Here is a 20,614-nt window from a genome sequence, read left to right on the forward strand (position 1 = left end):
AGCTCTCGAAGAGAGGTACTAGATTGGTATCAGGGGAATAGAAAATCTACATAGAGTAGGAGGTTCGCTCAAACGACTGAGGAGAGCGCAGAACCAACTGTGGCAAGGGTCAACAGTAGAAGCCATAAGTAGTTAAGCAAAATTAATTACATAATTATCTCCAAATTCTTTAAGAATTCTTTCTACAGATGAAACAAGAGATTGCCAGCTAGAGTAGGCATCTATTTCGATCCATTGATATTTTATAAACCGCCACAAAATCTCAATTAAATTCAATTTAGGTGAATAAGTCGGCAATTCAAATATAGTTAAACCGCGTTCTTTCCATTCTTCAATTTTCTCAAATATGCCATTGTTAGTATGAATAGAAGCTTGATCTACTACAATAAATGTTGGTCGCTCCACCACAGCAAAGAAAGTATCTATGCAGGCTATAATTACAGAGCGAATTAATAGTCTGCTCTGAAACATAAGCATGAAGAGTGTTTTGCCGATTCATGATTCCCAAGACATTTAAACGCTTAGTTCTACGACTATCAATTGACAAATATTCACCAATATCTTGCCATCCATAAGGGACACAAGGGATGCCACAAAATCCGGACTCATCCAAATAGTATAAATCAATTTTCCCCTCATCTTCTAGTTGTTTTAATTCTGACAACTTTTCTTTTTTTTCCTTGTATTCTATGGGGTCTGGCTTGCCGCCAACACCTCGACGCATCCTATGCCAACTCATTCTTTTTTTTTAATTATTCTCTTAATTGTTTCGGTACTTATATTAATAGACCATTCTTTTTTGATTTTTTGTACTACTTCCTTTAATTGTTTTGGTTGCAATTTTACCCAGTCTCTGATTTGATCTGATTGTGCGGAATTAAATGTTTCTTTTCTGCCTCTACCGGGTTTATTATATAATCCGAGCATTCCCTCATATTCCCATCGATTCAACCAGTTATACATGGTCTTATAACTAACTTTAAAAATTTTCATCAAATTTTTATTTTTGATATTTTGTGAAAGCAAAATTAAAAATTGTGCTCTTTGACGCACTTGATGATGTCTGCTTTCGCGATAAATTCGGTTTAGCAATTTCAACGAAAGTGGATTGATATCTCGAAGTAAAAACATATAAAATTTCTTTGAATACAAGTTGATATTTTCAGTATATCATATTAGTTGATTTGTGTAATTAATTTTGTTGAGGTACTTAGCCGAATTTGTTGGTGTTGCGAGTAAAGGGAGTGAAAGGTTCCAGAAATATCTGCGAAAACATCAGTCAAGAATCCCAGATTACCAGAATTATCAACAGCAGGGTATTGACATTGGTTCGGGAGCTGTAGAGTCTTTAATTAAACAGATTGGAGCAAGAATTAAGATTGTAGGTGCACAGTGGAACGAAAAAAATGTGCCTCAAATTTTAAGACTGAGATGTGCGTATTTAAATAATGACATCAAGCTAGGTGTTTCTGCTTAGTCAAAAAGTGGGATGCTCCCTGATGATGACTATAAACGGAAACCATAGTGACAAAGTTTTGGTAAGAGCTGTTGCCACCTGTTAAGGTGCTTTTAATACTTTTTCCGTCCATTGCCATCAATTCTCCTTCGTCTATTGATAATGTTTGTTTACACCACACATTAAAAAGAACTGCTAAAATCTCAAAATCTAATGCTTGAATTATATTTCTAAACGTTGAATCTGATGGAAACCGAATATCAGGCGGGAGAGCCAATAATTTTATGAGGTTTTTTCGAGGATTTTTTGTAAATTCTACCAAGGGCTTATACCCCCAATATCCCGTGCAACTACCCAACAAAATTATTGTTAATATCAGCCAAAGTTCATGTCTAATACCTCTCGAATGTCGATGGTCTGGAACAGCTTTAATTGCTTCAATTAAATTCATTGCTAATTCACCCCATAATTATAGTTTACCCGTCCGGGGCAGACTTGATTACCTCTTCTATCATACCTTTTTCCCCTGACAATTAATCCACCCTGCTAGCCCCCCCTTGTAAAGGGGGGGGACAAGAACACTGTTGCATTCTTTTTTAAAATTGGTATAATATCAATTCCTCTCTTCATCGTCCTGTATTCATTTCTCTCTGTGTTCTCTGTGTTCTAGTAAGGTTAAATCATTCCGATGCAACCGGAAACGATATAAAGGTCGATCGCACTTTGCAAACAATAAAAAACCCCCAACGGGGGTCATATTAATTTCTGGTGGGGCAGGCAAGAAGGCTGCCCCTAAGTAGAACTACCTACAGGTTCAAATCACGTACAACAGTACAAACAAAACAATCCAAATCACATCGACAAAGTGCCAGTAAATCTCCGTAGCTTCGATGCCAAAGTGGTGTTCGCTAGAATAATGACCTTCCACGCGCGATCGCCAAACTACCCCGGCCATCAGCAGCACTCCAAACGTAACGTGCAAGCCGTGAAAAGCAGTCAAAACGTAAAAGCAACTAGCGTACAAATTAGTTGTCAGGCCAAACTCTAAATGAGTGTATTCGTAAACCTGACCGCACAAGAAAACAACGCCCATGAGGATAGTTGCAAGCAACCAATTCCGCATACCCGCCACATCGTTCTTTTTGATTGCAGTATCGGCATTGTGAATCACAAAACTGCTAGCAATCAAAATTATAGTATTAATTCCCGGCAGCAATAACTCGCGATCGGGCGTACCTTCAGGCGGCCACGCCGGGGCCATCGCTCGATAAATCAAATAGGCCGCAAACATACCGAGAAAAATCATGCCTTCAGCGCCCAAGAACACAATCACCCCTAAAATTCGGTGGTCGGGATGCTCTTCGTGCCCTTCTATTTCGGCGCTGTGGTGGTAATTGAGAGCTGTTTTTGCTGGATCTATCGTTGGAATTTGTTGCATGATAAATTGCTAGTTGGTAATGGGATTTTGAAGTCATTAGTCATTAGTCATTAGTCATTAGTCATTAGTCATTAGTCATTAGTCATGTTTTGCTGTCGCCTCCGAGCTTTCCGTACAATGTCATCAGTCCGATGGAAGAAGTCATTAGTCATCAGTCATCAGTCATGTTTTGCTGTCGCCTCCGAGCTTTCCGTACAACGTCATCAGTCCGATGGAAGAAGGAAGAAACAGAAAAAATTTATCGGTACATCGCTGCTGTGCGGTCAAAAGTCATTAGTTGCAAGTTCTCCTATTGCAACGAGCAATAACTAATGACTAATGACTAATGACTGATGACTCATGACTGATGACTAATTGTCATCTTGACTTTCATCCGCAGGAGAATCAGCTTTTGTTTCTGATTCAGGAGCGACTAAAGTTGCAGTACCGCCAAAGAAAGTTGAAGCTTGAGCCTCTGCAATCGGAATACCTTCTTTCTTGGCGTTGCGGGTGGCATTTTCCCTCAACTTCAGCCTGAGACGTTCCCCAGTATGCTGAATTTTTTCCATGCCGTAATCGTAAGGCCCGGTTGCTAATACCGGCACTCCTTCAAAATTTTCGATCGGCGGTGGGGAAGTCGTCATCCATTCCAAACTCAAAGCTTCCCAAGGATTGTCGCCTGCTTTCGGGCCGTATCTCCAGCTCCAAATCACGTTAACAATAAACGGGATTGTCGAGACTGCCAGCATATAAGCGCCGATCGTACAAATGACATTAATCGTGGTAAATTTCGGGTCGTACATTGCCACCCGCCGGGGCATTCCTTGCATCCCCAAAGCGTGCATTGGCAAGAAAGTTACAGTAAAGCCCACATAGGTTAAAACAAAGTGAACTCTACCCCAAAATTCGTTAAGCATCCGCCCCGTCATTTTGGGGAACCAGTGGTAAAAAGCAGCGTAAATTCCAAACACTGAGCCGCCAAACAGCACGTAGTGTAAGTGAGCGACGATAAAATAAGTATCGTGAACGTGAATGTCAAAAGGTACGGAAGCTACCATGATCCCGGTGATGCCGCCGAGGACGAATGTTGAGATAAAACCCATCCCAAATAGCATGGCGCTAACTAGGCGGAGTTTTCCTCCCCAAATAGTGGCCAACCAGCTAAATATTTTAATCCCAGTGGGCACGGCGATGATCATAGTTGTGATCATGAAAAACATCCGCAGCCAGCCAGGAGTGCCGCTGGTGAACATATGGTGCGCCCACACGATTAAGCCCAAAAAGCTGATCGCGAGACTGGAATAGGCGATCGCCAAATAACCAAAAATTGGCTTGCGCGAATGCACCGGCAAAACTTCTGAAATCACCCCAAAAAAGGGCATGATCATAATGTAAACTGCCGGGTGCGAATAAAACCAGAATAAATGCTGGTAGACGATGGGATCGCCGTTACCTGTCGGGTTAAAAAATGCCGTCCCCGCTAACAAGTCAAACGACAGCAAAATCAAAGCTGCAGCTAACACGGGAGTAGCAATTAAAGTCAGCGCTGCCGTCGCAATCATTGCCCAGCAAAACAAAGGCATTTCATTGAGACTCATGCTCGGAACCCGCATCGTGAAGATGGTAACGGCAAAATTCACCGCTCCCAAAATCGAAGAAGTTCCGAGAATCAAAACGCTGAGAATCCAAATTTCTTCTCCCGCTTGAGCAGTAACTAAGCTCAAAGGCGGATAGGAAGTCCAACCTGCCTGCGGAGCTCCCACCAAAAAACTGCTCAGCAGCAATACGCCGCCTACTGGAATTAACCAAAAGGCAACCGCATTCAGCTTGGGAAATGCCATGTCTTTTGCCCCAATCATTAAGGGGATCAAAAAGTTAGCAAATCCGGCTCCCGCTGGTACGATCCACAGGAAAATCATCACCGTGGCGTGAACGGTAAATAAACTGTTGTAGAGTTCGGGGGTGACAAAATCGCTATCGGGGGTGGCGAGTTCGGTTCGCACTATTGTCGCCATCACGCCGCCGATTAGATAGAAGACAAAAGTTGTAACTAGGTATTGAATGCCGATTACTTTGTGGTCGGTACTAAAACCGAAGTAATCTCGCCAATGTCTGTCGGCCGGCGCTGTGCCGCGAGCCTCAAGGTTGGCTGTTTCTTGGAACTGTGCTTGTGTCATAAGAACAATATAAAGGCTTCCTAGTTTGCCGTGAAAACTTCAATCTTAGTTTGCAGTAATTTTTTCAATTTTTTCTACCCTCGGGAGCCGGACTAAAGTCCTGACTGCGAACCTTTTTGCAGTAAGGATTTTAGTCACTGCTATCTTGGGGAGCCGGACTAAAGTCCTGACTGCGAAACTTTTAGATGAAGGTACGGACTATTTTTAGTGATGGTTTGGGTGAAGTTTTTCTAGGGTTTCTGGATTAATTTTTATTTCCCTGACGTAGGGAGCTAAAAATTCTCCGTCTGACATTTCCCCAGGATTAATTGCTATTGCTTCCTCTAAGTTTTGAGTGCTAGCAATTTGCTGTTCCTTCACCCAACTATCGAAGTCTTCGGGGGTGTGAACGAATGCTAAAGCTTTCATCGCTCCGTGATAAGCGCCGCACAATTCTGCACAAACAACCCGGTATTCGCCGACTTTATTTGCTGTGAATCTCAGTTCGCTGGGCCGGCCGGGAATTGCATCTTGTTTGAGGCGAAATTCCGGCATCCAAAATGCGTGCAGCACGTCTTGAGCTGCAATATTTAGCTGCACGTCGCGGTTGGCTGGCATATGCAGTTCGCCGGAACTAACGCCGCTTTCTGGATAGCTAAAAATCCAGGCGTACTGCAAGCCCATGACGTTTACAACTAAGTCTGGTGCTTTGTTTTCATTTTTTGGGGATGCGCCAACGCCAAGAGCAACGAGCTTTTGAGAGGGAATTTTAGGGGCGTTTTGGGGTGTATCTGACAGTGTGGCCGCGATCGCACTTCCGCGCATTTGAGATTGCGATTGCATGGTGCCGTGGTCGTGATTGCCCATCGGATCGAGGCCTCCCATTGAGTTGTAAATCTCAAAACTGTAGACTCCGATTCCTAAAATTATCACCGCTGGCACGGCTGTCCATAGAATTTCTAAAGGAAAGTTGTCATGCCAAGGCGGGCCGTCTGTGTTGTCTCCTTTACGGCGGCGGTATTTAATTGCAGCAACGATCAGCAGTCCCTGAACCATGATAAATAGTCCGGTGGAAATGGTCATCATTGTGTTGAAGAGTCCGTCTACCTGGGATGCCTCCTCAGATGCGGCGATCGGCATTAAACCATGATTCTGCCCGTACCAGAGACTGATCAGAGTCACTCCGATGCCGGCGAGCATGGTGATGATGGAACTTGGAATGTTCACGCTGGTACCTTAGTAGTAGCGACACTTCTTCGCTTGAACAATTAGGGAAGCAACTCTGGGTTGTCAATTTTTAATTGTAAATTGACATTTTGAGTGCAATCCCTATCTTAATGCTTACTTAAGGCTTATACCATTTTTGATTGCTGCTGATTTGATATTTTTGATGTGGAATGACTTATGCTCTAAGGGTTTGGAGCTAAGAGCAGCGGTTACATTTTTTTGTGAAACTGAGATGAGTTTTTTTGGGAGATCGCTCGTTCAGATTAATACGGCTTATGTTCCTTGACAAAACTTAGAAAATATGGTAAACAATTTGTGTTTTTTGTTACTAAACTTGAGATTGTTTCTCAAACACCATTAAATGCTGCTGGGGTAACATATCTTTTGTCTCTTTCCATACTAAACCGACGGCGGCCATTTCTTTTTTTACCTGTTTTTGGGTCATTTTGTGCAAGCCTTTAATGGGAATCATTGGATTTTCGCCCCGATACTCGATCGATACCGCGCGCCCTCCCGGCTTGAGTGCTTTGACAATTCCTTCCATCATTTCTCTAGGATATGCAAACTCGTGATAAGCATCCACCATCACAACTAAATCCACGCTATTTTCCGGCAAATTCGGATTGTCTAGACTGCCCAAAACTGGCTCAACATTAGTGATATTTTTTTCTTTTTTGTTCAACTCAATAAAATTGAACATCTCCGGCTGCACGTCAACCGCAAAAACCTTTCCTTCGGGAACTAGGGCAGCGATGCGAAAGCTAAAATACCCGGTTCCGGCTCCAATATCTGCTACAATATCAGTTGGTTTTAAATCGAGATTGTTGACTAATCGAGCGGATTTTTCTTCCATACCGCGAGATGGTCTTTCCAGCCAACCAGCGCCTTCATATCCCATGACTTGGGCAATTTCTCGACCCATATAAAATTTGCCGATTCCATCGGGATTGTGGACTGTTCGCTGCTGATAAATGGTGTCGCTATTGGCGGTTTTACTTGCTTCTGCTGCTGCACAGGCATTGAGCGGCAACAGGCAAAGAATTGTCAAAATTATTACTGTTAAGGGTTTCATTAATTTTGCGGTTTTTTTCACGATTTTACTGATTTTGTGTTTAAATTTATTTCTCGTCCCCTCGCTCTGCCTCGGTAATATCGAGAAGAGTTCAAGATTTAACTGACAGCGGATTCTAATAATTTGATTGTACCAGAATTTGCATCGATTTCGACTTCTTTGCCGATCGGCAACGTGAACTTATCCCGAATGTGTCCCGTCATTGAGCCGTACCACGCGGGAATATTCAAGGGGCGAATCCGATCCGTCAACACTTGATCTAAGGTTAAGGACTCTTGCGGTTTTTCAGCTTCGCACTTGGTACACTGTCCGAAAATAAAACCGGATATTTTATCGAGAATGCCCGCTAATTTAAGCTGCGTCAACATTCGATCGATTCGATAAACTTCTTCGCTAACTTCCTCGACAAACAAAATACTATTTTCCCATTCCGGCAAATAAGTAGAGCCTACCATTGCTGCAATTACTGATAAATTGCCGCCGATTAGTTTTCCCCTAGCTGTGCCGCGCCGGATAACTTGAACTTGCACGCTTTGGGAGTTTTGCATGGTGACAGCACCTCCGTCAAACAAAACTTTTTTGACGTAATTTACTGTAAAGGGACTCCAACTTGAGACACCTAAAGGGCCGTGAAAAGTAACTATATTAGTTTTAGCATAAATCGCTAATAAAAGCGCTGTAATATCGCTAAATCCCATAATTATTTTGGGATTGTTGCGGATAATATTATAATCTAGGAGCGGCAAAATTCGGTTGCAGCCCCAGCCGCCCATCCCGGTAAAAATAGCTTGCACTGAGTTATCGGCAAAGGCGCTGTTGACATCGGCGGCGCGATCGGCATCCTTCCCTGCTAAATAGCCGTAGCGGTCGTAAAAATGCTCTCCCAGTTTAACTTTTAAACCCAGGTTATCCAATACTTTAAAAAAATCCAGGATTTCTTTTTCGTAACTGAAAGCGGCAGGATTGATTAAAGCAACTGTATCACCGACTTGCAGGCGGGGAGGCTTAATAATTGTTTGGGGGAAAATGTTGTTTTGGGCGATAGGCAAAAGTATCGTGCCAATAGCAGTCAACCCAAAAGTTTTGAGCAGATAGCGGCGGGGGATCGTCATAAATGTTATACCATTTTTAAATTAAGTGAAATTTTAGATACTTCGGCTTCGCGAGCGTACGAGTTTTAGATTTTAGATTTGAGGAATTGTTAATTAATTGGTGAATACTTTACTCGCTTGAGAACGGCTATAGATAACTTCTGCTATAATTGTATATTGAAATTGCTGCCAGCCCAGTTAAAAATTGCCAGTTTAACATGAAAACAGACACTAACATCTCAGCTAAAAAATCCTGGGCTAAAGCTTTAGCCACTCCGGCTGCGGAGTTTCCGTTGACTCAGCTATCGGTTAAAAGCGGTAAAATTCCCGACGGATTGCGCGGCAGTCTCTATCGCAACGGGCCCGGACGTTTGGAACGCGGCGGCATGACTGCGGGACACTGGTTTGATGGCGACGGTGCAATTTTGGCAGTTCATTTTACCGATGTCGGTGCTGCTGCTGTTTATCGCTACGTGCAAACAGCGGGATATCAAGCTGAAGAAAAAGCTAATAGATTTATCTACACTAATTATGGCATGACAGCACCGGGGCCTGCGTGGTTGCGGTGGACTAAATCTGTTAAAAATGCTGCCAATACTTCAGTTTTCGCTTTACCCGATCGCCTTTTGGCATTATGGGAAGGCGGCCCGCCTCACAGCCTAGATTTGCAAACTCTGGAAACTAAAGGAATCGACAATTTAGGCAATTTAGATAGTAAATTTTCTTATTCAGCTCACTGCAAGCGCGACCCGATTACTGGCAATATTTTTAACTTTGGAATTACCAGCAGTGCGAGTCCCAAGTTAAATTTGTATAAAAGCGATTGTACGGGCAAAATCGTGCAAAAAGCAACTATTCCTTTAAAGGGGATTTCTCTCGTACACGATTTTGTTTTGGCCCGAAAGTATCTAATATTTTTTGTGCCGCCGATTCGACTCAATGTTTTGCCAGTGTTAGCTGGAATTAGTAGTTATGGCGACTCGTTTGACTGGAAACCTGAGTTAAAAACGCAGATATTAGTTATTGATTCGGAAACTCTATCTTTAGTTAGTTGCGGCGAAACTGATGCTTGGTTTCAGTGGCACTTTGCTAACGGTTTTGTCAAGGAAGATGGTTCGGTGGCGGTAGATTTTGTGCGTTTCGCTGACTTTCAAACTAATCAGCGACTGAAAGAAGTACCGACAGGTGAAACTCGCACTGACGCGGAAGGTTCTCTGTGGCGGGTATGTTTAAATCCTGAAACTGCCGAGGTGATAGCAGCCGAACAATTGCTGGATAAAGCTTGCGAGTTTCCGGTTGTACCTGCTTCCGAAATTGGTCAAGATTCGCGGTATATTTATCTGGCAATGTATCGGCCTGATGTTGATATTGTAGCGGAACGTTACGGGGCGATCGCCCGTTTGGACACACAAACCCGAAATCTCACAATTGCCGATTGCGGCGAAAATCGCTATCCCACAGAACCCGTCTACGTTCCAGATATTTCCTCGGAGAAAGGTTGGATTTTGACAGTTGTTTATGATGGGAATTCTGATAGCAGCGAAGTCTGGATATTTGACAGCGACGGACTAAACAGCACTCCTATTTGTCAGCTAGAATTGCCCGGTGTCATACCTTTGAGCTTTCACGGTACTTGGAAATCCGCCTGATGAGAAAATTGTAAAGAAGTGTTGCGGAAGATTTATTAAAAATTGTTGCCACTTTTCTGTCAAGTTGTTAAGGTGTGTGTAGAAGCGAAAAACTCATATCTAGGAGGTATGTGATTGATGCTCTATATTGCTCAAAAATCCCCGGCGAATATAATTCGCGGCTGCACAAACAAAGTCCGCCTGCGCTGACTAACCAAACAGGGGAATTAAGCCAACCAAATTCGGTAAGATTTCTTACCTTGTTTTACAATCTCAAGTTTATCTGCTTGAGTAAGGTATAGCAGCCAGATTTCTGGCAAATTTCTGGCAAATTTCTGGCAAATTTCTGGCAAATTTTTAGCAAATTTCTGCCAACCAAAAGTTTAGAGGACTTATGCACAAACTCTGTTTGTACGGTTCGCCCACAAGCACCTTACAGCAATACCACATCGAAGGATTTTTTGCATAAGTCACGGTTTAGTTGAGTTTAACTCGCGCGCGCGTTGGCGATTCAAAAGTTTTGAATTAACTCCACAAAATTCATAACTCGCAACTTATAACTCCGCGCGCGGCGATCACTTCAAATCCAGAGGGTTTAATGTATGCAACTTCAAGGAAAAACAGCTCTAGTGACAGGAGCTTCGCGCGGAATTGGGCGATCGATCGCCCTAGAATTAGCGCGACAAGGAATCAAACGCTTGGTAATAGTAGCGCGCAACCGCCGGCAATTAATTGAACTGGCAGAGGAAATCGATGTTTTTGGTACAGAAATAGTGCCGTTAGCTTTAGATTTAACTCAGTCAGTAGCGGTGAATATTGCGATCGCCCAAGCTTGGCGCGATTGCGGCCCAATTCACCTGCTAGTCAACTGTGCGGGCGTAGCGCACCAAGCATCATTCTTGCGTTCCCCGCTACCGTTAATCGAGGAAGAAATCGCCTTAAATTTGCTCGGAACCTACACAATTACCCGCTTGATTGCGAAGCGAATGGCGGCGCAAAAAGAGGGAACAATTGTCAATGTTTCGAGCTTGATGGGCAAAATTGCGGCTCCGACAATGGCGACGTATTCTGCTACAAAATTTGCAATTTTGGGATTCACCCAAGCCTTGCGTAGCGAGTTAACTCAGTACAATGTTCGAGTCACAGCTTTATTGCCATCTCTAACAGATACCGACATGGTGCGAGACTTGGAACAATTTCGCTGGGTAGTGCCCACAACTCCCGAAAAAGTTGCCCTAGCGCTTGTGGCGGGATTGCACAAAGATGCGCCGGAAATCTTGGTGGGATACCAAAGTCATTTAGCAGTTTTGTGTCACCGAATTGCTCCTTGGTTGCTAGATTTTGTGTTGCGGATGGCAACTCCAAAACTTCGCAATGGAGCGCGGGACGATCGCAAATTGCGCGAGGCTTAGGCTAACGGGCGATCGACTAATATGATGTCTAGTCGATTACCGTAACAAAAACCGTTTGTAGTGCGGACGACCGTCCGCACTACAAACCTGTTAATTTATACCAATTTCAAAAAATAATGCAACAGTATTCTTGTCCCCCCCCGCGAGCTCGGGGGGGCTAGGGGGGGGTCAAAGAGTATTGCATGATTTAGAGAAATGGTATTACAACCAATTGCCAACTAAAATATATGTCGCCCAAATATTCGCCGGCTCATATCTTTCCAACAGAGACTTTTGTGCAAAATGCAGCGCTTTTGCCCTAGTCATGCCGGGTTTCGACAGTTCCTCATAAAACCGTAACATCAGTTCCGTATTTGGTGCATCCTGCGCTTCCCACAAAGTTGATAAAGTGCTGCGCGCCCCCGCACGCACCGCTATTCCCGCAAGTCCTAAAACTGCTCTGTTATCTCCCGATGCAGTTTGACAAGCACTCAAAACAAGCAATTCAATATTAGTTTGCTGCTGCGGAGTTTCGGTTTCAATTAAATTAGCGATATCTTGACCTTTCAGGAGTTTTTGGTAAGCCACAATATAGGTTTCATCTGGGTCTGAACTGAATTCGCCGTGAGTTTTTAGGTGTATTGCTGAAAAGTTGCCTGTTTGGAGCTTATTTTGAATATTGGCTTTGGTGAAATTTGCCTCAAGCAGGGGTTGACTGGCGGGAACTTTTTGGCTAATTCCTTCTAATTCTTCCTTTAATTTTTGGATGGTTTCAAACTGTTTACCGTCAATGTTTTGCGATTGACCGATGCCGCCGACGAAGACTTTGAGTTTTTGTTGTAGCGGTTGAGGTGCAAAAAGTGTGAGTTGCGGGGAAATAGCGATCGCATATTTATCTTGTACTAAATATTGCTCGGTTTTTTCATCGTAAAGCACCGCCATCGGGATGTTCCGCAAATCGCCATCAAGGACAAATACTAATGTTTCAATTTGAGGATTTTTGTCGAGTTCGGGTTTCAGCGGTGCGATCAACCATTGGTAGACTTTTTTGGCATCCGCTATTACTTCAGGATTATTTCCCGGTGTTTGCAAATTCTTTCGGAGTTGTTGCAGGGTAGTTTCTACTGTTTTTCGAGGTACAGGAGTTTCGCGATATGTCAGGGGCTTTCCTGCTACTTGAAAAATTAGTGCTATTTTGTCTTCTAAAATAATTGGATAAATGAGTGTAGCTTCAGGATCGGGTATTTGATTGATGGCAACGGTAGGAGATAAACTGCACCGCAAAAAGTTTTCGATTTCGGCTAGTTGAAGTGCGTCAATCTGTTGGATGGCTTGTTCTAAATTTGCTTGATTTGGTTGAGTGTTTCCCTCAGTTGTTACGAGTAAATCTACGAGTTGGCGGTAAACTGGTTCGGCATTATCTCGGAAGGAAAACTGCACGTCGGGATTGACGGCAATTAAATCTTTGCGTAAAGATTGGAGGGTTTGAACTGATGCTTGATAAGCTGCGATCGCACTTTTTTTGTCTCCCTTACTTTTCACGGTCAATCTGCCTAATTGCCACTGCCACCGATAGGCAATATCCGCCGCCTGAATTGACTGTGCAATGCCTAAAGCTTCCGTGGTTAATTGTTTGGCATCGGATAATTGTCCGGTGATTTCGTACAATTCGCCGAGACTGCCTTTGGCGTAGGATTCTGCTCGCAAATCGCCTAATTTTGTAGCATCTTTGGTTGCGGATGCCAATAGTTTCGCAACATAAATTAATTCTGGGTTTCCTAGGGTTTGACTTTTGGCTGCGACAGCACAGTGTTGGACTGCAGGCGACAAAGGTAGTAAGATTTTCTCGATGTGCGATCGCTCCATTGTTTGCACTTTCAAACAAGTCAGGCTTTCGGCAAAGTCGATGCGGGCATAGATGGATTCAGTGGTGACGGGCAAATTGTCAACTTTTGACTGGATTTCTTGCCACAAATTGCTGATATCTGATTCTGGTTGAGTTTCCACAAGCAGGCTCAGTTTACTTAATTTAGCTTGCAATTGTTCGGTTTTGGCAGCAAGGGCGATCGCCCTTTCGTAAAAATCCAAAGCTTGGGCATAATTAACCTTAGCATCCTTGCGGATATCTTCTTGCCGTTTGGCGATCGCTCGCTGGAGATTTCCCAAACTGAGATAAGCGGCGCTGATAGCTTCATTTAACTGCAAATTTTGGGCAATTTCTAAACTGCGGTTTAACATGATTGCGGAAGTTTTCAAAGCACCCGTGACGCGCAGTACATCGCCTAAAGTTCTCAATCCCGATGCGCTGAGTTCCTTTTCTGCCAAGTTTTCTACTGTCGCCTTTTCTGTCGGAGATAGTTGATTGTCGATTAAGCTTTGGCAGTTGAAATTACCAATTTCTAAAACAGGGAGCAAACTATTGCAAGCTTGGCGGTAAAGTCCGGCTGATTGGAGATTTTGGGCAGCGATTAGTTGGCTGTTGGTTTTCGGGACTCTGACAATTTGAGCTAAAATAGGGATTTGGAAACAAGATATAAATGTTGTTATTGCTGCTATTATTAACCAGGTTTTCCGCTTTTTGAGATTCATTGGTGTTGGTGTAATTTAGGAATTAAGAAAAATCTAACTGTTACCTCACATTTTTGAGAAAGGGTATAATCGTCCTTCTGGTTGGAAAACTCCTTCTGAGATTATCCCCTCAGCAATCGAAGTAAAAGCATCGTCTGATAGCTGATAATTAATTCAATGTTTAGCTGAATTTAACAGCTTGGCCAAAACATTTCGCGTTATCTGTTGAGCCCCGGTATTTACAACCGAATCCCGCAACTGTGGCGCGTTGAAATCGTCCAATCCCCAAACCCACTGCATTGAACCCGTAGCGAATACTTTTGCCCCGGAATCTGCGGTATAAATCGTCATGTCAGCATGGCGGGTGCCCCCGCCGTAAGGGTATGGAGAATGGGCGACGCGAACTATATTTTTCGGGGCATTGCCAAACATTCGATCAACTTCGTAGCCCAACAGTCCAGACAATTTGTCGCCATTTTTTAAGGAAGTTTTTTCTAGCAGCCAATCGGGGGCCGTTTCATCAATTACAATATCAGAATTAACCTGAAATGTTTCGTACATAACTCCGATTAAAGCATCTTCGGGACGACCGACAGCGCGGTCTCGCCAGCGGCCAGTCACCAAGGAATAGAGTGCCGGCGATTGATTGGAAGTAGCTATTGGGTCGCGTCCCGGTTGCCCAATTCCTAACTTTAATTCTCCAGCAGCGGCTATTTCTAAAGGTAAATTAACTCCGCCAACTTCTGCTCTAAATCCGTTGAGCGGATCTAAATCTGCCATTTCTTTATAAGCAACAACAGTACGGTTAATTTCTCCAGTAATTCTGCTCGGTTCTAAGCGAATTTGCCAATAGCAAGTATTAGAACCCAAAAAACCGAGACTTACTCCATTATTTCTGGCATCTTCTATATTTAACCGCATATTCTTTGACCAATATTCGTCGTGACCTACGGACAAAAATACTTTGTGAGATAATAGCAATTCGGAATTAAAATGCGTGTCGATGTTGGTAGCATAGCTAACGTCGTAGCCTTCTTTTTCCAGCCACCTGACCATATTATATTCCCAGCCAGCGCTCGAAGTTCTCCTTTTTGGCTGAAAGTTGGTCAGAAATTCCCCCGCACCTACGCCATAAGCTGCTTTGCGGTTGGGACTCATGGCGTAGGGCCGATTAAACGAAACTTTGTAGGCTTGTTTGGCTTGACTGTTCCAGCGGTAAAGCGATTTGTAGCCCCAATTGTTGTAGGCTTGAAATGTGGTAACGCTGGATTGAAATAAAATGGCGGATTTGCGATCGTCATCCCGCACGACAAAGATAATATAACTTTGCTTGGAGGTTCGGCTGGCGGTTAGTTTGGCTAAATAAATGCCGCTTGTCCAGTCATTCGGGCGATCGCCAATTTGTAAAATATACGGGTCTTTCCAATCGCATTCTATCAGTCCCGATGCTTCATCTTCTCTCGGCGGAGGCTGTCTGATTCCCTTCCGCAAAATTGGGTCAGTCATCCGGCGGCCGCCTAGTCCGTCATACCATCCGGTGCGGAATATTTCTATGGTATAATTAGGCTCTTTAGTATTGACAAATAATTTAATTTCGCCGCCCAGATTGACACTGGTCAGAGAGGCATAACCTTCAATTTCTCGCTTGTTTGCAGGATTTTCTAACTGCCAGTCTGCAGTGCCTGGTTTTTGGTTTTCTCGGGCTGTGGGATTAACGGCTAGCGTACTTTTTTTTAGATTTAAATAGTCTTGAGAATGTGCTGCGCTGTTATAAAAAAAAGGAGCGATCAAGCCGAGTGAGAAAGCTTTCAGAAACTCTCGACGGCGCAATTTCCACAATAGTTTAACGGTCACTGGTTTAAATCTCTGAATTTCAGGTGATAGATTTTACAGTTTGGTTTGGGTGTAGCAGGCGTTACATTAATTGAGATTAACTAAGAAGACATCATACCTCGGATAGATTGTGTGTGAAAACATTTGGTCAGCAGATGTAAGATTTAAGATTTAAGATTTACTAGCATGATTGAATCTGGAAGCTTGAACTTCCGCCTACAAATTGGGGTTCACCACTAAGCGAGTAAATGACACGATATGGGTTTTTGGGCGTGTCAAAGGCGATCCGATCGGGGGATATATCTTAGTATTTCTTCACATAGCCTGATTTGGGTCTATGATTATGCCTTATGGCGTCCTTGTGTTTAAAGCCCGTTATCGCGTATCGCTGATGAGTCAATCAACCAATCCACCACAATCCCAACCAATTTCTCGAAGAACCGCCCTCAAAATCCTCGGAGTCGGTGCCGCCGGCGGGCTGCTGGGCTACTCTCGATTTTCCAAGCCAGAACCCGCCGTTTTTGGTCAAGATTCTCTTGACTTACCGCGAATGCTGAATAACCGCAAAACCGTAGCAGTTGTCGGAGGCGGCTTAGCCGGGCTCGCCTGCGCTTACGAACTGTGTCAGCGAGGTTTCGCGGTGACGCTACTAGAAAAATCTCCCCAACTCGGAGGCAAAATAGCTAGTTGGCCGATACAAGTCGGGAACGAAACCTTCATGATGGAACACGGTTTTCACGGTTTTTTTCCGCAATACTACAACCTCAAAAGTGTAGTTGAAGAATTAGAAATTACCGATAATTTTGTATCTTTAGAATCCTACGCCGTCCTGTTTAGAGACGGAAAATACCAACCAGAAGTTTTCCGTCCCAACCATTCAGCCTTCCCCTGGAATATAGTTGACCTGGCGATATCTTCTCCCAACCGTCTCAAGTGGGGAATCAACCTGACAAAACCCGCTCACTGGGAAGTGTTTCGAGAAATTGGCGGCTTTCAAACGCAAAAAACTTTCGATCGCCTCGACAATATATCAGTTGCTGATTGGGTAAAAGGTGAATTTCCGCGCGGACTTTACGACTTGTATTTTTTGCCTTTTGCCAAATCCAGCCTCAACGCTCCCGACAAATTGAGCGTCGGAGAATTAATGCAATTTTTCCACTTTTACTTTTTCGGAAATCCCGAAGGTTTGGCCTTCAACGGCACGCGGCAAGATATGGGTACAAGTTTGGTGCAGCCTATTGCCAGAGCCATTGAAAGCAAAGGCGGCAAAGTATTAACAGATGTCGCAGTTAGCAATATTCACTGGGAAAACGGCAGGATTGATTCTCTGAGTTATCAGTCGGGAGATGTGCAAAGTAAAGTGCCTTTTTGGGTCAAACGAAACGCCTTGTTAACTGACAGTAACTCTACAGAATATTTCGGCGCGGGAGACAGCGTATTTGCCAGCGCCCCCGGAGGAAAAGAAGCAATTTCTCTAAGCTGCACTCACCAAGGCTGCACAGTTCAGAAACAAAACGACGGTCAATTTCACTGTCCCTGTCACGGAGCAGTTTTTGATGCTGAGGGACGAGTTGTGAGCGGGCCTGCTCAGCGGGATTTACCCAGATTTAAGGTAGTCGATAAAAAAGCAGATGAGGTACAGTTGGCAGCAGCAGTAAACCAATCACAACCGCAAAAATTGGGAGAAACATTGCAGGCTGATTACTATGTTTTTGCTGCAGATGTTCCTGGAATGCAGCATTTGTTTAGTTTAGCTAGCGGTGAAGTAAATCAGCAGGTGCAGAGCCGAATCGAGGGCTTGAAAATAGCCGATCCGTTTGCGGTGGGCCGTTTTTGGTTCGATCGCGATTTTCCCTGGGAACACAGCAATTTTAGTTCGCTTTCCGGCTACAAACTGACTGACAGCATCACACTTTATCACAAAATTCAAGATCAATTCATCGAGTGGCATCAGAAAACTGGCGGTAGCGTAGTGGAACTGCACGCTTACTGTTACAAGGAGAAAGAATTTCCCAACCAGGAAGTTTTGCTCGCTACTTTTGAGGAAGAATTGTATGAAATTGTACCGGAATTAAAAGCGGCGACTCTGCTACACCGGGAATTGGTAAATCAAAAGAATTTCTCCGGTTATCCGCCCGGTAGTTATGCGGAACGGCCAGACACTAGCTGCGCTGTACCTAATCTTTTGTTTGCCGGAGATTGGGTAAAAATGCCGTTTCCTTGCGGTTTAATGGAAAGGGCTGTGAGCAGCGGTTTGTTAGCAGCTAATGCGATATTATATGAGGAAGGTTTGCAGAGGCGATCGCTCTTAACGGTTAATCCAGAAGGCGTGCTGAAAATCTAAGGTTTGCAGCGGGGTGGATTTTAGATAGTGTCTGCAGGAATAAAAACGGGTTCGTAGTGAGGACTTTAGTCCGCATCCATAGAAGGACTAAAGTCCTCACTACAAACCTTAATAAAATGGGTTCCTAGTGTGGAATTTAGTCGCAAAATATATCTTGCTATTCGTACCCCTGTGGTGGGTTGGGATCGGTGCAATTTACTATACCACCTCGCGCCAAGATGAGGATAAACCCGATCGCCCGATATGCAGTCCTGCACAACTAAGCTGCGGCTTTTTTGGCGCTACTTTTAGCTCTTTTAGGAGGATTAGGAGCGATCGCCTTTCTGACTTTGTTAGCAATCTTAGTAGGAATTCAGATGAATTACGGTTTGTAGGTGTGGTTTCGCCGATCAAAAAAGGCATAGCTTGCGAACAAAAAAATCATCGGTGTCAATCTGGGTGCATCTGCGGTTAAAATATTGAATGAGTATAAAGCCATAATAGATGCCCAATAGTAACTGGAAAATTCGTAATAAATCTGTAATGTTTGATGCTTTTGCAACTGAATACGATTTCGCAGCCACCTTGCAAAGTAAAAACGATTTTTTTACTAAAAACCTATCTACCAGCAAAGGTGCAGCATTAGATATTGGCTGCGGTTCTGGAATTTTGGCTTTTGAATTAGCCAAGTATTACGATAATGTCGTGGCCGTCGATATTTCACCAAAAATGCTGGATATTGCCAATCAAAAACGCTCAGCACCCAATATCGAATATATCCAAATGGATGCGAGTCAATTAGCGCTCGATCGCAAATTTGATTTAATAGTTAGTGACACCACTTTTCACCATTTTTCTAATGTCCCAGCCACTCTATCATTAATTAAAAAACTGTTGAATCAGCAGGGAAAGATTGTCTTTTTAGATAATATTTCGGAAGTCGAAAGACCTGCTACAATAAGCTATATATTAGGTGCCGTGAGAGATTTTAGACCAGACTGTTCCAAATACGGATTTCGCAAGGCTTCAAGATTATTAAAATTTAGATTGTCGCCAAGCTGGTTGAAGCATTTAGCCAGCGACAGGTATTTATCAGAAGCGAGATTTAAAAAAATGTACGGTCGTTGCTTTCCCGGCTGTTATTTTGTAAGATTGGATTGTTTTATGGGCGTGATTTGGGAAAATTTGTAATGCAAAACAACGGGATAAAATCAGTATCTGCGCGGGAAAAAAATAGTCACATCCGCGAGTTGAGCATTAATTTGGAGCAATGGTATGCAGTCGCCCGCAGCACAGAGGTGCAAACTGGGCCGGTAGCTGCAAAAATCTGGAATCGGGCGATCGTACTTTTCCGCGACAGTGCAGGCAAAATCAACGCTTTAGAAGATAGATGCCCGCACCGGCAAGTCAAACTCAGCCACGGCAAAATCAAAGGCGATTTAATCGAATGCGCTTACCACGGATGGCGGTTAAATGCCAGCGGAGAATGCGCCGAAGTCGATTATTTAGCAGAAAATCAAAAGCTACCTAACTGCAAAATTCGCTCCTATCCAGTCAAAGAACAAAACGGTTTTATCTGGCTGTTTCCCGGCGACGCAACCCAAGCCGAAACAACAGATTTATTAGACTTACCAGAGTGGGAACATCTCAATTATATTGCCACAGTTTCAGTCATCGACTGTCAAGCACACTATTCATTCTTAATTGAAAACTTGATGGATATGTACCACGGACACTTGCACGAAGACTTGCAAGCTTGGGCAAATCCAGTATTAGATACTTTAACAGAAGACGCGCATCAAGTAACCGCCCGCTACCAGGCGCAAAGTTATTACAAAATAGATAAAATCTGGTCAATTTCCCAGTTATTTTTTAAATCTCTGCGGAAGCTGCACCCGGAACCGCTAGAGGTGAGTTACGTTTACCCGCATTGGGTTTCAACCTTGGGAAGCGACTTTAAGATTTACTGCTTGGTTTGTCCGGTAAGCGAGACAGCAACTCGCGCTTATTTAATTCATTTTACCTCATTAAATGCGTTTGGGCGGCTGCACAAATTGCCTGTTTGGTTTCGCAGGTTTATTAAAGATAGTTTATTCGGTGCGGCTCAAAAGTTATTAGATGGTTTGGTGCGGCAGGATGTGTTAATGATTGAAGAAGAACAGCAGGCTTTTTTGCACAATTCAGAAAGAAAAAGTTACGAGTTAAATCGGGCTTTGGGTAGCGTACAAAAGTTGATGAAAAGTCAGGCGGAAAATGGGTAATTCAGATGATTTTGCGGTTGAAACTGCCAGAAAATCAAACGATGTCGGCCTGCGCCAACTGGTTTATAAAGAATATCCAAAACCAGGATTTGGTATAAATTGTATAGCCTTTCTCAAAAAAATGAGGCCGATTTGTTTGTAGTCAGGACTTTAGTCCCGATTGACTCAGAAGAAGGACTGAAGTCGGAACG

At 43.6% G+C, this 20,614-nt stretch carries 16 protein-coding genes and 3 pseudogenes; 10 read left to right on the forward strand and 9 right to left on the reverse strand.

The window, feature by feature from the left end; all coding sequences use genetic code 11:
* A pseudogene (locus AACV78_RS22995) lies at positions 1-127 on the forward strand (ISKra4 family transposase); the annotation flags it as partial.
* Positions 128-132: 5 nt separating this feature from the next.
* Here AACV78_RS22995 and AACV78_RS23000 read toward each other — a convergent pair.
* Positions 133-1,131: pseudogene (locus tag AACV78_RS23000) on the reverse strand (IS630 family transposase).
* 121 nt (positions 1,132-1,252) lie between these two features.
* Between AACV78_RS23000 and AACV78_RS23005 the strand changes: the two are divergent.
* Positions 1,253-1,477, forward strand: a pseudogene (locus tag AACV78_RS23005) (ISKra4-like element ISMae18 family transposase); the annotation flags it as partial.
* Here AACV78_RS23005 and AACV78_RS23010 read toward each other — a convergent pair.
* A complete protein-coding gene (locus AACV78_RS23010) occupies positions 1,455-1,907 on the reverse strand; it encodes a transposase family protein (protein ID WP_194009778.1) in 453 nt (150 codons plus the stop codon). The pseudogene AACV78_RS23005 and the gene AACV78_RS23010 sit on opposite strands and share 23 nt — an antisense overlap.
* A gap of 363 nt (positions 1,908-2,270) precedes the next feature.
* Positions 2,271-2,894 carry a cytochrome c oxidase subunit 3 gene (locus AACV78_RS23015; RefSeq protein WP_194009779.1) on the reverse strand — a complete coding sequence of 208 codons (624 nt, stop codon included), beginning with the start codon at positions 2,892-2,894 and terminating at the stop codon, positions 2,271-2,273.
* Positions 2,895-3,011: 117 nt separating this feature from the next.
* Between AACV78_RS23015 and AACV78_RS23020 the strand changes: the two genes are divergently transcribed.
* Complete coding sequence (locus tag AACV78_RS23020; RefSeq protein ID WP_194009780.1) at positions 3,012-3,206, forward strand: hypothetical protein; 195 nt, start codon at positions 3,012-3,014, stop codon at positions 3,204-3,206.
* Between the two features lie 38 nt (positions 3,207-3,244).
* Here the strand turns inward: AACV78_RS23020 and ctaD are convergent, their stop codons facing one another.
* The 4 genes from ctaD to AACV78_RS23040 form a co-directional block, all read right to left on the reverse strand.
* Positions 3,245-5,050 (reverse strand): cytochrome c oxidase subunit I, encoded by a 1,806-nt coding sequence (ctaD, locus tag AACV78_RS23025; RefSeq protein WP_194009781.1) that lies wholly within the window; start codon positions 5,048-5,050, stop codon positions 3,245-3,247.
* Between the two features lie 204 nt (positions 5,051-5,254).
* On the reverse strand, positions 5,255-6,256 hold the full coding sequence (locus AACV78_RS23030; protein ID WP_194009782.1) for a cytochrome c oxidase subunit II transmembrane domain-containing protein: 1,002 nt from the start codon (positions 6,254-6,256) through the stop codon (positions 5,255-5,257).
* Positions 6,257-6,584: 328 nt separating this feature from the next.
* Entirely contained in the window at positions 6,585-7,328 is a 744-nt protein-coding gene (locus AACV78_RS23035; protein ID WP_194009783.1) for a class I SAM-dependent methyltransferase, read from the reverse strand.
* 98 nt (positions 7,329-7,426) lie between these two features.
* Positions 7,427-8,440: a S66 peptidase family protein gene (locus AACV78_RS23040; RefSeq protein ID WP_194009784.1), complete on the reverse strand. Its 1,014-nt coding sequence runs from the start codon at positions 8,438-8,440 to the stop codon at positions 7,427-7,429.
* Positions 8,441-8,637: 197 nt separating this feature from the next.
* On the opposite strand from AACV78_RS23040, the gene AACV78_RS23045 reads away from it, so the two are divergent.
* Both AACV78_RS23045 and AACV78_RS23050 read left to right on the forward strand, forming a co-directional pair.
* A complete protein-coding gene (locus AACV78_RS23045; protein WP_194009785.1) occupies positions 8,638-10,068 on the forward strand; it encodes a carotenoid oxygenase family protein in 1,431 nt (476 codons plus the stop codon).
* Positions 10,069-10,649: 581 nt separating this feature from the next.
* Positions 10,650-11,459, forward strand: a complete 810-nt coding sequence (locus AACV78_RS23050; protein WP_194009786.1) for an SDR family NAD(P)-dependent oxidoreductase — start codon at positions 10,650-10,652, stop codon at positions 11,457-11,459.
* Positions 11,460-11,660: 201 nt separating this feature from the next.
* On the opposite strand, the gene AACV78_RS23055 is transcribed toward AACV78_RS23050, so the two are convergent.
* Both AACV78_RS23055 and AACV78_RS23060 read right to left on the reverse strand, forming a co-directional pair.
* The gene (locus AACV78_RS23055; RefSeq protein ID WP_194009787.1) at positions 11,661-14,027 is read right to left on the reverse strand and encodes a CHAT domain-containing protein; all 2,367 of its coding nucleotides are present in this window, start codon (positions 14,025-14,027) and stop codon (positions 11,661-11,663) included.
* 153 nt (positions 14,028-14,180) lie between these two features.
* Positions 14,181-15,860 carry a N,N-dimethylformamidase beta subunit family domain-containing protein gene (locus AACV78_RS23060; protein WP_339383780.1) on the reverse strand — a complete coding sequence of 560 codons (1,680 nt, stop codon included), beginning with the start codon at positions 15,858-15,860 and terminating at the stop codon, positions 14,181-14,183.
* Between the two features lie 370 nt (positions 15,861-16,230).
* Here AACV78_RS23060 and AACV78_RS23065 point away from each other — a divergent pair, with 370 nt between their 5' ends.
* From AACV78_RS23065 to AACV78_RS23085, 5 genes are all read left to right on the forward strand, one after another.
* On the forward strand, positions 16,231-18,183 hold the full coding sequence (locus AACV78_RS23065; protein ID WP_194009788.1) for an FAD-dependent oxidoreductase: 1,953 nt from the start codon (positions 16,231-16,233) through the stop codon (positions 18,181-18,183).
* A 127-nt stretch (positions 18,184-18,310) separates the two neighbouring features.
* Entirely contained in the window at positions 18,311-18,637 is a 327-nt protein-coding gene (locus tag AACV78_RS23070; protein ID WP_194009789.1) for a hypothetical protein, read from the forward strand.
* Positions 18,638-18,666: 29 nt separating this feature from the next.
* Positions 18,667-19,353 (forward strand): class I SAM-dependent methyltransferase, encoded by a 687-nt coding sequence (locus AACV78_RS23075; RefSeq protein WP_194009790.1) that lies wholly within the window; start codon positions 18,667-18,669, stop codon positions 19,351-19,353.
* A complete protein-coding gene (locus AACV78_RS23080; RefSeq protein WP_194009791.1) occupies positions 19,353-20,423 on the forward strand; it encodes an aromatic ring-hydroxylating dioxygenase subunit alpha in 1,071 nt (356 codons plus the stop codon). Before AACV78_RS23075 ends, AACV78_RS23080 begins: the two co-directional genes overlap by 1 nt.
* The gene (locus AACV78_RS23085) at positions 20,416-20,565 is read left to right on the forward strand and encodes a hypothetical protein (protein ID WP_194009792.1); all 150 of its coding nucleotides are present in this window, start codon (positions 20,416-20,418) and stop codon (positions 20,563-20,565) included. Before AACV78_RS23080 ends, AACV78_RS23085 begins: the two co-directional genes overlap by 8 nt.
* The last annotated feature ends 49 nt before the right edge of the window (positions 20,566-20,614 follow it).

It is taken from the genome of Tychonema sp. LEGE 07196 (assembly GCF_963890365.1).
Lineage (GTDB): Bacteria > Cyanobacteriota > Cyanobacteriia > Cyanobacteriales > Microcoleaceae > Microcoleus.

Excerpts from the sequence above, each read along its gene's own strand:
- AACV78_RS23010 (WP_194009778.1), bottom strand. The coding sequence starts at position 1,907 with ATGAATTTAATTGAAGCAATTAAAGCTGTTCCAGACCATCGACATTCG.
- AACV78_RS23015 (WP_194009779.1), bottom strand. The coding sequence starts at position 2,894 with ATGCAACAAATTCCAACGATAGATCCAGCAAAAACAGCTCTCAATTAC.
- AACV78_RS23020 (WP_194009780.1), top strand. The coding sequence starts at position 3,012 with ATGTCATCAGTCCGATGGAAGAAGTCATTAGTCATCAGTCATCAGTCA.
- ctaD (WP_194009781.1), bottom strand. The coding sequence starts at position 5,050 with ATGACACAAGCACAGTTCCAAGAAACAGCCAACCTTGAGGCTCGCGGC.
- AACV78_RS23035 (WP_194009783.1), bottom strand. The coding sequence starts at position 7,328 with ATGAAACCCTTAACAGTAATAATTTTGACAATTCTTTGCCTGTTGCCG.
- AACV78_RS23040 (WP_194009784.1), bottom strand. The coding sequence starts at position 8,440 with ATGACGATCCCCCGCCGCTATCTGCTCAAAACTTTTGGGTTGACTGCT.
- AACV78_RS23045 (WP_194009785.1), top strand. The coding sequence starts at position 8,638 with ATGAAAACAGACACTAACATCTCAGCTAAAAAATCCTGGGCTAAAGCT.
- AACV78_RS23050 (WP_194009786.1), top strand. The coding sequence starts at position 10,650 with ATGCAACTTCAAGGAAAAACAGCTCTAGTGACAGGAGCTTCGCGCGGA.
- AACV78_RS23055 (WP_194009787.1), bottom strand. The coding sequence starts at position 14,027 with ATGAATCTCAAAAAGCGGAAAACCTGGTTAATAATAGCAGCAATAACA.
- AACV78_RS23065 (WP_194009788.1), top strand. The coding sequence starts at position 16,231 with ATGAGTCAATCAACCAATCCACCACAATCCCAACCAATTTCTCGAAGA.
- AACV78_RS23075 (WP_194009790.1), top strand. The coding sequence starts at position 18,667 with ATGCCCAATAGTAACTGGAAAATTCGTAATAAATCTGTAATGTTTGAT.
- AACV78_RS23080 (WP_194009791.1), top strand. The coding sequence starts at position 19,353 with ATGCAAAACAACGGGATAAAATCAGTATCTGCGCGGGAAAAAAATAGT.
- AACV78_RS23085 (WP_194009792.1), top strand. The coding sequence starts at position 20,416 with ATGGGTAATTCAGATGATTTTGCGGTTGAAACTGCCAGAAAATCAAAC.